We start from the raw sequence: 13,706 nt of genomic DNA on the forward strand, positions 1-13,706 counted from the left end.
CGCGCCGTAGCGCTGCGGCCCAAGTCCTTCCGGCGCGCTGCGGCACCCCGGCCCGGTGCACCGCCCGCACGGGGCGACGCATCGTCTGAAACAACGACAACCCGGAGCAACCGGCACGACCGCACCGGACCCTACGGCATTCTCCAGGTCCGGCACGAAGCTCGTCGAATTGCCCACACTCCGAGCGGAACCGGCCTGCACCACGTCAAAAAGGTGACAAACCGACCGAATCGGGTGGGTCGCCGACCGCTGCAGCCGCCCAGGACGTCACACTACCGGCCCGGCGCGGTCACCTCTCGAATCAGTGTCCGGATGCGACCTGGATCACCGTCCGCGCCGTGCGCGGACCACCGCCCGCGCGACCGCCGCGCCCCGGCGCACGCCCGAGGCCTTCACACGATCTGCTCACCCCAGAGCACCAGTGCACCGGTGCCGCCCGCCCCCAGTTCCAGCCCGCCGCCCTCGCCCGCGGACCGCAGCGGGGTCGACTGGAGCAGCGCGCCGTCCGCCCGGTAGCCGGCCCCGTCGATCGCCCGGCGGATCTCCTCCGCCTCGGCGAAGGTCCGGGCCAGGGCGACGAAGCGCGCCGGCTTGCGGGCCAGCACCGCTCGCACCACCTCCGGTCCGCCGGACTCCACCACCGCCGCGTCCGGCTCCGGCAGGCCGCCGAGCACCTCTGGACCGCCGCCGTACACGGCCTCCACCTCGACGCCGTACCGGCGGGCGTTGACGGCCAGCCGGGCGCAGGCCGAACGGGAGCCCTCGACCGCGACCACGGCGGCGCCGAACCGGGCCGCCTCCACCGCGAGGGCGCCGCTGCCCGCGCCGACCGACCAGACCAGGTCCCCGGGACGTGCACCCAGACGGGCCAGCACCAGGGCGCGTACGTGCGCGGGGAGCTCCTCCGACGCGCCGGTCCCACCACCCGTGCGCCCGGCGCCCGCGTAGGCATCACCGGGGAGCGCCCACCCGCGCTCCGCGCCGGGGTAGCCGACCGGGCGCCCGGCCAGCCACCCGGCCGCCTGGTCCACCGCGGCGGCCTGGGCGCCGCCGCCGATCACCAGCACCACGTTGGGGTCGCGCCACACGTGGTCGGCGATCCGGTCGGAGGTGAGGACGGTGACGTCCTCGTCCGGGGTCCCGAGGGCCTCGCAGACCACGAAGGTCCGGTGCACCCCCCGCAGCATCAGGGCGAGTTCGGCGGGCCCGGCGCCCGGGGCGGTGAGCACCGCGACCTTGGGGTGGGCCCGGCAGATGTTGGCCGCGCGGCGCAGCCGGCCGCCGTGCGCGCTGACCACCTGGGCGTCCTCCCAGGGCATGCCGGCCCGGGCGAAGGCGGTGGCGACGGAGGAGACGGCGGGCAGGACCTCCAGTTCGAGGCCGTACTCGGGACGGCGCAGGGTGCGCACCACACCGAAGAAGCCCGGGTCTCCCTCGGCGACCACGACGGCGGCACCGCGGTGCTCGGCGATCCGGCGGGCGGCCTGCCGGATGTCGCCGAGGGCGATCCGCTCGGCGGCGTCCGGCACCGGGAGGGCGCTCAGTTGGTAGGGGGCCCCGGCCACCAGGGTCGCCGCGGCGAGGGCCGCACCGGCGGCCTCGGTCAGCGGCGTGCCGTCCCACCCGATGACCGTGATCCGGTCAGCCATCTGCGGCCGTTCTCCCTCGACTCGGTGCGCCACTCGGTGCGCCGCGGTGCGCGGTGGTGCGGCGCCGGTCAGAGGCTACCGGGTGTGATCCCCCGGGGGCGGACATCTCGTACACATGTCCGTGGCGAGCGGGTGACCGGCGGCTGTCCGGCCGGGCGGGGCCCATCGCGGGTCCGAACCGGCGGGTCCGGCGGGGCGCGGTCCGAGCGGACGCGGTCCGGCGGCCCCCGTGCCGCGGGTTCAGTCGCGCAGCACGTAGCGGCGGTCGCCGTGCCAGCCGTCCCGGTGCAGCTCGGGCGACTCCAGGTCCTCCGGGAGCAGGCTCCACAGGATGAGGTCGCTGCGGCTCTCTCCCCCGGCCCGGCGGCCGGACGGCACCCCCACCACGACCTCGCCGGGCTCGTCGCGCACTATCCAGGCGCTGCGCAGCACGCCCTCGCTGATCGCACCGATCTTCCCGGCGACCTGCTGGGCGGCGGTGTTCCCCGCGGCGGTGCGCATCTCCAGGCGCAGGAAGCCGCGGTCCTCGAACAGCCACTGGGCGACCCCGAGGACGGCCTCCGGGGCGTACCCCTCGCCGCGCGCCCAGGAGGCGGTGACGTAGGAGATCTCGGTGCTGCGCAGCCGCCAGTCGGTGTTGCGCAGTTCGACCAGGCCGACCAGGCGCTGGGTCAGGTGTTCGGTGACGGCGAAGACGATGCCGCGCCCGGCGGCCCGGTGGGCGGGGGCGAGGGTGCGGGCGAGCTCGGCGGCGTACGCCTCGGTGAACGGGTGCGGGAGGTCGGTCCAGGCCAGGACGAGGTCATCGGCCATCATCGTGGAGAGGCCGGGGGCGTCGTCCTCCGCAAGGGGACGCAACAGCAACCGTTCGGTGCTGATGGCGGTCTCGGGGAAGCTCGCTGCCATGCCGTCTCTCCTCGCCGGGTCGTGAACACAACACCGTACGCCTCCGTCGCACTCCGGGTACCACGCGGTGCGCCGCGCGCACGACGGTACGTCAGAACGCGGTCGCCCGAAGGTGTCCCTGGTGCATACTGCCCGACCGGGCCCCCGCCGAGGTGCGGCGGGGGCCCGGTCGGGCGTCGGGGGCGTACGGCGGCGGTACGACGGATCAGAACGCCGGGACGACCGAGCCCTGGAAGGTGTCCTCGATGTACTTCTTGACCTCGTCGGAGTGCAGCAGCTCGGCGAGCTTCTTGACCCGCGGGTCGTTCTCCTTGCCCTTCTTGACGGCGAGGATGTTGGCGTACGGGTTGCCCTCGGCCTTCTCCAGCACCAGCGCGTCGGTGGCGGGCTTGAGGCCGGAGTCCAGCGCGTAGTTGCCGTTGATGACGGCGGCGTCGACGTCGGCGATGGAGCGGGGCAGCTGGGCGGCCTCCAGCTCCTTCCACTTGAGGTTCTTCGGGTTGCCGGTCACGTCGGCCGGGGTGGCGGCGGTGCCGGCGCCGTCCTTGAGGGTGATCAGCTTGTTGTCGGCGAGCAGCTTGAGCGCGCGGCCCTCGTTGGTGGCGTCGTTGGGCAGGCCGATGGTGGCACCGTCCGGGAGGTCGGTGATCGCCTTGACCTTCTTGGAGTAGACGCCGAGCGGCTCCAGGTGCACGGTCCCGACCGAGACGACGTCCGTGCCGCGCTTCTTGTTGAAGTCCTCCAGGTACGGGACGTGCTGGAAGTAGTTGGCGTCGGCCGAACCGTCCTGCACCGCCGTGTTGGGGGTCACGTAGTCGGTGACCTCCTTGATGTCCAGCTTGAGGCCGGCCTTCTCCGCGAGGTTGTCCTTGACGAACTTGAGGATCTGCCCGTGCGGGGTGGGGCTGGCGACGACCTTGAGCGGCGCGTTCGGGTCCGAGGAGGACGAGCCCGAGCTGCTGCAGGCGGCCACCGAGAGGGCGAGGCCGGCGGTGGCGAGGACACTGGTGAACTTCACAACGTTGCGCACGAAAAGTGCCTTTCTGCGTGATACGGAGAGCCGCGCCCGGGGATCGGACGTGGGAGGTCTGGGAGGCGACGAGGCCTGGGAGGTGACGCGGCCTAGGAGGCGACGAGGTCCTCGTCGGCGGTGGCGGCGCCGGGGAGGCGCAGCAGGCGGGTCCGGCCCCCGCCGTGGCCGCGGTTGGCCAGGCGGCGCACGAGGTAGTCGCCGGCCAGCTGGACGGCGGTGACGATGAGCGCGATCTCGGCGACGATGATCCACATGAAGGCGGTCTCGAAGCGCAGGTAGCCGTACCGGTAGGCGAGGTCGCCGAGGCCGCCGCCGCCGACGGTGCCGGCCATCGCGGAGTAGCCGATCAGCGCGATGACGGTGGTGGTGACGGAGGCGACGATGCCGGGAAGGGCCTCGGGGACGAAGGTCTTGCGGACGAGCGTCCAGGTGCCGCCGCCCATCGCCTGCACGGCCTCGACCAGGCCGCGGTCGACCTCGCGGACGTTGGTCTCGACGAGCCGGGCGAAGAAGGGGATCGCGCCGACGGTCAGCGGCACGGTGGCGGCCTGCCAGCCGAGCGAGTTGCCGGTCAGCCAGCGGGTGAAGGAGATCAGCGCGATCATCAGGATGATGAACGGCAGCGAGCGCGCGAGGTTCACGATCGCGCCGAGCACCTTGTTCACCGGCTGGTTCTGGAGCGCTCCGCCCTTGGACGTGAGCACCAGCAGGACGCCGAGCGGCAGGCCGAGCAGCACGGTGAAGACCGTGGACACGCCGACCATCTGGAAGGTCTCCACCGTGGCGGGCCTCATCAGGGCCCACATCTCGTCCCAGGTCATGCCACCGCTCCTTCCGCCGCGCCGAGTACGTCCACCTGCAGGCCCTGCTCGCGCAGGTAGCCGATCGGCACCACGTTGTCCTGGTGCCCGCCGGTCAGCTCGACCCGCATCCGCCCGACCATCCGGCCGCCGATGGTCTCCACCGCGGCGCCGAGGATGTTGATGTCGATCTGGTAGGTGCGGGCCAGCTGGGAGACGAACGGCTGGGCCGAGGTGTCGCCCTGGAAGGTGATCTCCAGCACGGTGGAGCCGGGGTGGCCGGTGCCGAACTCGCTGAGCGGGAACAGCTCGCGGGCCAGCTCGGAGCCGGGCTCGGCCAGCAGGTCGGTGAGCGCACCGGACTCGACCACCCTGCCGCCGCGCATCAGGGCGGCGGAGTCGCAGACGGACTTGATGACGTCCATCTCGTGGGTGATCAGCAGGACGGTGAGGCCGAGCTGCTGGTTGAGTTCGCGCAGCAGGTTGAGGATCGAGCGGGTGGTCTCCGGGTCGAGCGCCGAGGTGGCCTCGTCGGAGAGCAGCACCTTGGGGTCGCCGGCCAGGGCGCGGGCGATGCCGACGCGCTGCTTCTGGCCGCCGGACAGCTGGTTGGGGTAGCTGCGGGCCTTGTCGCCGAGGCCGACCAGGTCGAGCAGTTCGGCGGCCTTGCGACGGCGCTGGGTGCGGTCCAGGCCGATGATCTCCAGCGGGAGTTCGACGTTCTGCTGCACCGTCCGCGAGGACAGCAGGTTGAAGTGCTGGAAGACCATGCCGATCCGGCGGCGCGCCTCGCGCAGTTCCCGTCCGGCCCGGTTCTCGCCGCCGGGCAGCGCGGTGAGCTCGACCCCGTCCACGGTGACGGTGCCGGAGGTCGGTCGCTCCAGCATGTTCACGCAGCGGATGAGGGTGGACTTGCCGGCACCGCTGGTGCCGACGACGCCGTAGACCTCGCCCGGGCGGACGTGCAGGTCGACACCGGCGAGGGCGGTCACCTCGCGGCCTCGGGAGCGGTAGACCTTCGTGAGGTCCGTGGTGGTGATCACAGCTGCTTCCGTGGGTCGGGGGCGGGCGGCACGGGTCGACCGCCCGACCGGGTTCCGGTCGGCGGTTTCCTGCGGCGCTCCGCCGGGGGGATCCGGACCTGACGCCCTTGGTCGTGGCCGCCGGGCGGCCGGGACGCGCGGCGGCGCGGCCCTCACGAGTCACCGGTGCCCGCGAGTGGGCGGGCACGGCAAGGGAAGGGGTCCGGGAGGATGGGCGCGCTCACACGGGCGGGAGCGGCGCCGAGTCTCGCTTCGGGGCGCGAGGGGAGGCACCCGTACGGGGGGTGCCGGGGGCGGTGGCCCTCAGCAGTGACACATTCGACGGCACATGGCACGCTCACCTGCCGGCAGCGTGCCGGTGGGGGTGCAGTTCGTCGTCGCAGTCATGTGAGCCAGTAAAACAGATGGTTCGGGGTACGCCCAATTATTTGGCGGTCGCTGTCCGCAATGCGGACACAAACCGCTGTGACCAGGGAAGACATGACTCGGCGCCGCCACCGGACCGTCCGGATGGTGGCGGCGCCGAGGGGGGCGCGGTGCGACGGGGTCAGGCCGTCGCGGCGAGCGGGGTGCCCACGGCCTTCTCCAGGTGGACGAAGCTCAGCCGGCTGTTGACCTGTTCGACCCGGGTCTGACGGTAGCCCTGGCGGGCGTACAGGCGCAGGTTGCCGAGGCTGCGGTGGCCGGTGAACAGGCGGTAGGCGGACACCGGGCCGTCCTCGGCGAGCCGGCGCTCCAGCGCGTCCAGCAGGCGGCCGCCCAGGCCGTGGCGCTGCATCCGCGGGTGGACGACCAGACGCCCTATCCGGCCGACGCCGTCGGCGTCGATGCGACCGCGGACGGTGCCGACCACCTCGTCACCCAGCCGGGCGACCAGGAAGTGCTGCTCGGTCAGTTCGGCGCGCAGGCTCTCCAGGCTCTGCGTCAGGGGCTCGATCGCCCAGTCGCCGTACAGCTCGGCCTCGGGCTGGTACCCGAGGTACTGGAGCTTGAGGATCTGCTCCGCGTCCTCGGCCGCCGCGGCCGAGATGATCACGCTCATGCCCATGTGAAGGGGCCTCCCCAGTCGTCGTGCCCTGCGCGCAGAGGGTGGCGCGCTCACGCTCAGTATCCGAGTGATCGCGGCACCGTCAAGAGCTGCGTTCGCCAGCGCTCTACCCGGGTGTCAGCTCCCCTCAACCTTCGCGGGGCCGGACGTGGCGAGGGTCACGCCCGGCTCCGGGGGGCGGCGCGGGTGCCCGGAGGACCCCGGGGCACCTCACGGGTAACGCTCCGCACGGAGCAACGTGCGCAGGCAGGCGAGGCAGCGGGAGCGCGTGGGACCGATGGAGCCGCGGGGCATGCCGAGGCGCTCGGAGAGCTCGCGGTAGGTGGGCGGCGGATCCTCGGCGAGGGCGGCGATCAGTTGCGGACAGCGGCCGGGCAGGGCGGCCACGGTCTCGCGGACCACGCGGCGGCGGCGTTCGGCGAGGTAGACGTCCTCGGCGGAGGGGACGGGGGGAAGGGTGGTGCACACACCGTGCATGACGCACCGGGGCGGGGCCGGTTACGCCCGGGCCGTGGCGCGGACGCCGGAGGGGCGCGCCGGTCGGACCGCCGCGCCCCTCCTCCCGCCGACCCCCGGTCAGCCCCGGGCCCACTCCTGCTGCCGCGCCAGGTCCGCCTTCACCTCGGCGAGCTGGACCGCGACCGCGGAGGGGGCGGTGCCGCCGCGCCCGTCGCGGGAGGCGATGGCGCCGTGCACGCTGAGCACCGAGCGCACCTGCGGCGTCAGGTGCTCCGAGATCGCGGCGAACTGCTCGTCCGTCAGGTCGGACAGCTCGATGCCCTCGGCCTCGCAGACCTTGACGCAGGCGCCGGCCACCTCGTGCGCGACCCGGAACGGCACGCCCTGCTTGACCAGCCACTCGGCGATGTCGGTGGCGAGCGAGAAACCGGCCGGGGCGAGCTCCTCCAGCCGCTCCCGGTGCACGGTGAGGGTGGCCATCATCCCGGTGAACGCGGGCAGCAGCACCTCCAGCGTGTCGCAGGAGTCGAAGACCGGCTCCTTGTCCTCCTGGAGGTCCCGGTTGTAGGCGAGCGGCAGCGCCTTGAGGGTGGCCAGCAGACCGGTCAGATTGCCGATCAGGCGGCCGGACTTGCCGCGGGCGAGCTCGGCGATGTCCGGGTTCTTCTTCTGCGGCATGATCGAGGAGCCGGTGGAGAAGGCGTCGTGCAGCGTGATGAAGCCGAACTCCTTGGTGTTCCAGATGATCACCTCCTCCGCGATCCGGGAGAGGTTGATCCCGATCATCGCGGTCACGAAGGCGAACTCGGCGACGAAGTCGCGCGAGGCCGTGCCGTCGATCGAGTTGCCGACAGAGCCGCCCTCGAAGCCGAGGTCGGCGGCGACGGCCTGCGGGTCGAGGCCGAGCGAGGAGCCGGCCAGCGCCCCGGAACCGTACGGCGAGACGGCGGTGCGGGCGTCCCACTGGCGCAGCCGCTCGGCGTCCCGGCCGAGGGCCTGCACGTGCGCGAGGACGTGGTGGGCGAAGAGCACCGGCTGGGCGTGCTGGAGGTGGGTGCGGCCCGGCATGGCGGTGTCCGGGTGTGCCTCGGCGAGGCCGACCAGGGCCTCCTGGAGGTCGAGCAGCAGGCCGCCGATGGTCTTGGCGTGGTCCCGCAGGTACATCCGGAACAGGGTGGCGATCTGGTCGTTGCGCGAGCGCCCGGCCCGCAGCTTGCCGCCGAGCTCGGCGCCGAGGCGCTCCAGCAGGCCGCGCTCCAGGGCGGTGTGGACGTCCTCGTCGGCGACGGTGCCCGTGAAGGTGCCCGCCTCGACGTCGGCGAGCAGCCGGTCGAGGCCGGCGAGCATGGCGGACAGCTCGTCGTCGGACAGCAGCCCGGCCTTGTGCAGGACCCGGGCGTGGGCCCTGGAGCCGGCGATGTCGTACGGCGCGAGCCGCCAGTCGAAGTGGACCGAGGCGGACAGCCTGGCCAGCGCCTCGGACGGGCCGTCGGCGAAGCGCGCGCCCCAGAGGCGGACGTCGGAGGACTGCTGGGCGGTCATCGCGTGGCTCCTTCATGCATGTGCAACGGACGGCATAAGTATGCACGATGGCGTATGGAACACAAAACCCCGGCCGAGGATCCGTCGGCCGGGGTCGTGGGTTTCCGGGCGCTACTGCGCCTTCGCCTGGGCGAGTTGCATGAGGTGGTCGGCGAGCGCCTGGCCCCCGGCCGGGTCGCGGCTGATCAGCAGCACGGTGTCGTCGCCGGCGATGGTGCCGATGATCTCGAACACCTCGGCCTGGTCGATCGCCGAGGCGAGGAACTGGGCGGCGCCCGGCGGGGTGCGCAGCACGACCAGGTTGCCGGAGGCCGTCGCGGAGACCATCAGCTCGCCGGCCAGCCGGGCCATCCGGCCCTCGCTGGCCGACTCCCCCATCGGTGCGCGCGGCGTGCGGTCGCCGCCCTCGGCCGGGACGGCGTAGATCAGCGCGCCGTCCCGGTTGCGGATCTTGACCGCGCCCAGCTCGTCCAGGTCCCGGGAGAGGGTGGCCTGGGTGACCACGAGCCCGTCGTCGGCGAGCAGCTTGGCGAGCTGGCTCTGCGAACGCACGGGCTGGCGGGTGAGCAGGTCCACGATCCGCCGGTGGCGCGCGGTGCGGGTCTGCGGGACCTGCGGCGTCGGGCCGGCGGCGGAGGGGCCGGAATGGGAAGCGGTCATGTGATTATTCTCCCGGACGACGGTCAACTCGCATCGGCCGGGGCGTTCTCGCGCACCGTCCGGAGGATGCCCGGCAGGGCTGCGAGGAAGGCGTCCGCCTCCTGCTCGGTCAGGACGAGCGGCGGAGCCAGCCGTACGGCGTCCGGGACGGCCGCGTTGACGAGGAAGCCGGCCTGCTGCGCGACGGCCTGGACCTTCGCCGAGACCGGAGCGGTGAGCACGATGCCGAGCAGCAGGCCGGCGCCGCGCACGTGCGAGACCAGCGGGTCGCCGATCGCCTCGACGCCGTGCCGCAGCCGTTCGCCGAGCTTGCGGACGTGCTCCAGCAGGCCCTCGGACTCGATGGTGTCCAGCACCGCGAGCCCGGCCGCGGCGGCCACCGGGTTGCCGCCGAAGGTGGTGCCGTGCTGGCCCGGAGTGAGCAGCTCGGCGGCCGGCCCGAAGGCGAGGACGGCGCCCATCGGCAGCCCCCCGCCGAGCGCCTTGGCCAGGGTGACCACGTCCGGCTCGACGCCCTCGAAGGCCTGGTGGGCGTACCAGTGGCCGGTGCGGCCGACGCCGGTCTGGATCTCGTCCAGGACCAGCAGGGTGCCGGTGGCCCGGGTGATCTCGCGCGCCGCCTTCAGGTAGCCGTCCGGGAGCGGGACGGCGCCGTTCTCACCCTGGATCGGCTCCAGGAAGACCGCGGCGGTCTCGGTGGTGACGGCCGCGCGCAGCGCCTCGACGTCGCCGAACGGGACGTGGGTGACGTCGCCGGGCAGCGGGCGGAACGGGTCCTGCTTGGCGGGCTGGCCGGTGAGCGCGAGGGCGCCCATGGTCCGGCCGTGGAAGGCGCCCTGGAGGGCGACCAGGTGGGTGCGGCCGGTGCGCCGGCTGATCTTGAAGGCGGCCTCGTTGGCCTCGGCTCCGGAGTTGCAGAAGAACACCCGGCCGCCCGCCCGGCCGTCCAGCTCCAGCAGGCGCTCGGCGAGGGCGATGGTGGGCTCGGCCATGAAGAGGTTGGAGACGTGGCCCAGGGTGGCGATCTGCCTGCCGACCGCCTCGACGACGGCCGGGTGGGCAGTGCCGAGGGCGTTGACGGCGATGCCGCCGAGCAGGTCGGTGTACTCCTTGCCGTCGGCGTCCCAGAGCTTGCTGCCCTCGCCGCGCACCAGCGGGATCCGCGGGGTGCCGTAGTTGTCGGTGAAGCTGTGCTGCCACCGCTCGGCGAGCTGCTCGTTGTGCGTCATGCCAGTCCCCCGGTCACGGTCGGTTCGTCGTCCGGCACGACCATCGTGCCGATGCCCTCGTCGGTGAAGATCTCCAGCAGCAGGCTGTGCGGCACCCGGCCGTCCAGGACGCGGGCGGTGCCGACGCCGGAACGGACGGCGCGCAGGCAGCCCTCCATCTTGGGGAGCATGCCGCTGGCCAGGCCGGGCAGCAGTTCCTCCAGCTCGCTCGCGTTGAGCTGGCTGATCACGTCGTCGGAGTTCGGCCAGTCCTTGTAGAGGCCCTCGACGTCGGTGAGGATGACGAGCATCTCGGCGCCGAGCGCGACCGCGAGGGCGGCGGCGGCGGTGTCGGCGTTGATGTTGTAGACGTGGCCGTCGGCGCCCCGTGCGATCGAGGAGACGACCGGGATCCGGCCGTCGGCGATCAGCGCCTTCACCGCGCCGGCCTCGATGTTGACGATGTCGCCGACCAGGCCGATGTCCACCTGCTCGCCGTCCACCACGGCGTAGCGCTTGACCGCCGTCATGGTGTGCGCGTCCTCGCCGGTCATGCCGACGGCGAACGGGCCGTGCTCGTTCAGCAGGCCGACCAGCTCGCGCTGCACCTGGCCGGCCAGGACCATCCGGACCACGTCCATGGTCTCCGGGGTGGTGACCCGCAGGCCGTTGGTGAAGCTGGACTCCAGGCCGAGCCTGTCCAACTGGGCGCTGATCTGCGGACCGCCGCCGTGCACCACGACGGGGTGGAGGCCGGCGTAGCGCAGGAAGACGACGTCCTGGGCGAACGCGGCCTTCAGCTCGTCGTCGACCATGGCGTTGCCGCCGAACTTGATCACGACGGTCTTGCCGTGGAAGCGCTCCAGCCACGGCAGCGCCTCGATCAGCGTCATGGCCTTGGGCAACGCGGTGTTGTTGCGGGCCTGTTCGCCCTTGGGTGCGATCTGCACGGGATTCCCTCGTCGATGGGGGTCCCCGGGCCGGAGGCCGGGGGAGGACGTCGCGGCTCGGTGCTGCCGCGGCTCGGTGCTGCCGCGGGTCAGGATGTCGCGGACGGAGTGACGTGGATCAGGTCGAGTAGGCGCTGTTCTCGTGAACGTAGTCAGCGGTGAGGTCGTTGGTCCACACCGAGGCGCTCGCGGGGCCGGCGTTGAGGTCCGCCGTGATGACGACCTCGCGGCCCGTCATGTCCACCAGGTCGCGGTCCTCGCCGACGCCGCCGTCCTTGCAGACCCAGACGCCGTTGATGGCGACGTCCAGCTCGTTCGGGTCGAAGGCGGCGGAGGTGGTGCCGATCGCGGCCAGCACCCGGCCCCAGTTGGGGTCCTCGCCGTGGATGGCGCACTTGAGCAGGTTGTTGCGGCTGATCGTCCGGGCGACCTCGACCGCCTCGTCCTCGGTGGCGGCGCCGGTGACGTCGATCCGGATGTCCTTGCCGGCGCCCTCGGCGTCGCCGATCAGCTGGCGGGCCAGGTCGGCGCTGACCGTGCGGACGGCCTCCGCGAACTCGGCCCCGTCCGGGGTGACGCCGGAGGCGCCCGAGGCGAGCAGCAGCACGGTGTCGTTGGTGGACATGCAGCCGTCGGAGTCGATCCGGTCGAAGGTGGTGCGGGTGGCGCCGCGCAGGGCGGCGTCCAGGCCGGCACTGTCGACGGCGGCGTCGGTGGTGAGCACGACCAGCATGGTGGCGAGGCTCGGCGCGAGCATGCCCGCGCCCTTGGCCATGCCGCCGACCGTCCAACCGGCCGGGCTGGTGACCTGGGCGGTCTTGTGCACGGTGTCGGTGGTCTTGATGGCGATCGCGGCGGCCTCGCCGCCGGCCTCGCTGAGCTCGCCGACGGCCTGGGTCACGCCCGGCAGCAGGATGTCCATCGGCAGCCGGACGCCGATCAGGCCGGTGGAGGCGACGGCGACCTCGCCCGCGTTGAGCTTCAGCTCCTCGGCGGCCTTCTCCGCGGTGGCGTGGGTGTCCTGGAAGCCGAGCGGGCCGGTACAGGCGTTGGCGCCACCGGAGTTGAGGACGACGGCGGACACCAGGCCGCCCTTGAGGACCTGCTCGGACCAGAGCACCGGCGCGGCCTTGACCCGGTTCGCGGTGAAGACGCCGGCCGCGGCGAGCGACGGGCCGTCGTTGACCACCAGGGCGAGGTCGGGGGTGCCGGAGGCCTTGATGCCGGCCGTCACACCGGCGGCGCGGAAGCCCTTGGCTGCCGTCACGCCCACGTTGGTGGCAGTGCTCACGGTGCGACTCCGTTCACGGGAAGGCCCAGCTCCTCGGGAAGGCCGAGGGCGATGTTCATGCTCTGCACCGCGCCGCCCGCGGTGCCCTTGACCAGGTTGTCGATCGCGCTGATCGCGATGATCCGCCCGGCGGCGGCGTCCAGGGCGACCTGGACCAGGGCGGTGTTGGCGCCGTAGACGCTGCTGGTCTGCGGCCACTGCCCCTCGGGCAGCAGGTGGACGAACGCCTCGTCCGCGAACGCCTCGGTGTAGGCGGCGCGCAGGCTCTCGGCGGTCACGCCGGGCTTCGCCTTGGCGGAGCAGGTGGCGAGGATGCCGCGCGGCATCGGGACGAGGGTGGGGGTGAAGGAGACGGTGACCGGCTCGCCCGCGAGCGGGGTGAGGTTCTGGGCCATCTCGGGGGTGTGCCGGTGCACGCCGCCGACGCCGTACGGGCTGACGCTGCCCATCACCTCGCTGCCCAGCAGGTGCGGCTTGGCGGCCTTGCCCGCGCCGGAGGTGCCGGAGGCGGCGACCACCACGGCCTCCGGCTCGGCCAGCCCGGCCGCGTACGCGGGGAACAGCGCGAGCGAGACGGCCGTCGGGTAGCAGCCGGGCACGGCGATCCGGTTGCTGCCCTTCAACGCGGCGCGGTGGCCGGGGAGTTCGGGCAGGCCGTAGGGCCAGGTGCCGGCGTGTGCGGAGCCGTAGAACTGCTCCCAGTCGGCGGCGGCCTTGAGCCGGAAGTCTGCGCCGCAGTCCACCACCAGGACGTTCTGGCCGAGGGCCTCGGCGACGGCGGCGGACTGACCGTGCGGCAGCGCCAGGAACACCACGTCGTGATCGGCCAGCACCTCGGGGGTGGTGGGTTCGAGGACGCGGTCGGCGAGCGGGATCAGGTGCGGCTGCAGCGCGCCCAGCCTGGTGCCCGCGTTCGAGCCGCCGGTGAGCGCCCCGATCTCCACCTCCGGGTGGCCGAGCAGCAGGCGCAGCACCTCGCCGCCCGCGTACCCGCTCGCGCCGGCGACGGCGACTCGCAATGCCATGGCGTTCCTCCTTAGTCGTGGCATGAATATACGCGGGACGGAAAATTCATGCAAGGAGTATGTGCCGAAGCCCCGCCCGGACACAGCCGGGG

13 protein-coding genes are annotated in these 13,706 nt (G+C 72.9%); all 13 read right to left on the minus strand.

The features are described from left to right. Positions 1 to 392: 392 nt before the first annotated feature. Positions 393 to 1,649, minus strand: a complete 1,257-nt coding sequence (gene cbiE, locus ACZ7KX_RS27120; RefSeq protein WP_470328740.1) for a precorrin-6y C5,15-methyltransferase (decarboxylating) subunit CbiE — start codon at positions 1,647 to 1,649, stop codon at positions 393 to 395. A 240-nt stretch (positions 1,650 to 1,889) separates the two neighbouring features. Then, positions 1,890 to 2,555 carry a GNAT family N-acetyltransferase gene (locus ACZ7KX_RS27125; protein WP_470328741.1) on the minus strand — a complete coding sequence of 222 codons (666 nt, stop codon included), beginning with the start codon at positions 2,553 to 2,555 and terminating at the stop codon, positions 1,890 to 1,892. A gap of 205 nt (positions 2,556 to 2,760) precedes the next feature. After that, complete coding sequence (locus tag ACZ7KX_RS27130; RefSeq protein ID WP_470328742.1) at positions 2,761 to 3,585, minus strand: MetQ/NlpA family ABC transporter substrate-binding protein; 825 nt, start codon at positions 3,583 to 3,585, stop codon at positions 2,761 to 2,763. Between the two features lie 92 nt (positions 3,586 to 3,677). Further along, positions 3,678 to 4,409: a methionine ABC transporter permease gene (locus tag ACZ7KX_RS27135; protein WP_396548378.1), complete on the minus strand. Its 732-nt coding sequence runs from the start codon at positions 4,407 to 4,409 to the stop codon at positions 3,678 to 3,680. Further along, a complete protein-coding gene (locus ACZ7KX_RS27140) occupies positions 4,406 to 5,431 on the minus strand; it encodes a methionine ABC transporter ATP-binding protein (protein ID WP_470328743.1) in 1,026 nt (341 codons plus the stop codon). The genes ACZ7KX_RS27135 and ACZ7KX_RS27140 overlap by 4 nt, the downstream gene beginning before the upstream one ends. A 547-nt stretch (positions 5,432 to 5,978) precedes the next feature. Further along, positions 5,979 to 6,479 carry a GNAT family N-acetyltransferase gene (locus ACZ7KX_RS27145; protein WP_396548374.1) on the minus strand — a complete coding sequence of 167 codons (501 nt, stop codon included), beginning with the start codon at positions 6,477 to 6,479 and terminating at the stop codon, positions 5,979 to 5,981. 210 nt (positions 6,480 to 6,689) lie between these two features. Next, complete coding sequence (locus ACZ7KX_RS27150; protein WP_350523765.1) at positions 6,690 to 6,947, minus strand: winged helix-turn-helix domain-containing protein; 258 nt, start codon at positions 6,945 to 6,947, stop codon at positions 6,690 to 6,692. 108 nt (positions 6,948 to 7,055) lie between these two features. Continuing rightward, positions 7,056 to 8,480 (minus strand): argininosuccinate lyase, encoded by a 1,425-nt coding sequence (gene argH / locus ACZ7KX_RS27155; RefSeq protein ID WP_470328744.1) that lies wholly within the window; start codon positions 8,478 to 8,480, stop codon positions 7,056 to 7,058. Positions 8,481 to 8,591: 111 nt separating this feature from the next. After that, a complete protein-coding gene (locus ACZ7KX_RS27160) occupies positions 8,592 to 9,140 on the minus strand; it encodes an arginine repressor (protein ID WP_049652068.1) in 549 nt (182 codons plus the stop codon). 23 nt (positions 9,141 to 9,163) lie between these two features. Beyond that, on the minus strand, positions 9,164 to 10,369 hold the full coding sequence (locus ACZ7KX_RS27165; protein WP_470328745.1) for an acetylornithine transaminase: 1,206 nt from the start codon (positions 10,367 to 10,369) through the stop codon (positions 9,164 to 9,166). Next, positions 10,366 to 11,241 carry an acetylglutamate kinase gene (gene argB / locus ACZ7KX_RS27170; protein WP_470328830.1) on the minus strand — a complete coding sequence of 292 codons (876 nt, stop codon included), beginning with the start codon at positions 11,239 to 11,241 and terminating at the stop codon, positions 10,366 to 10,368. The genes ACZ7KX_RS27165 and argB overlap by 4 nt, the downstream gene beginning before the upstream one ends. 175 nt (positions 11,242 to 11,416) lie before the next feature. After that, a complete protein-coding gene (gene argJ, locus ACZ7KX_RS27175; protein ID WP_470328831.1) occupies positions 11,417 to 12,571 on the minus strand; it encodes a bifunctional glutamate N-acetyltransferase/amino-acid acetyltransferase ArgJ in 1,155 nt (384 codons plus the stop codon). Between the two features lie 14 nt (positions 12,572 to 12,585). Beyond that, on the minus strand, positions 12,586 to 13,614 hold the full coding sequence (argC, locus tag ACZ7KX_RS27180) for an N-acetyl-gamma-glutamyl-phosphate reductase (RefSeq protein ID WP_470328746.1): 1,029 nt from the start codon (positions 13,612 to 13,614) through the stop codon (positions 12,586 to 12,588). Positions 13,615 to 13,706 lie beyond the last annotated feature (92 nt).

The sequence above is a fragment of the Kitasatospora sp. NPDC038210 genome (assembly GCF_055600605.1).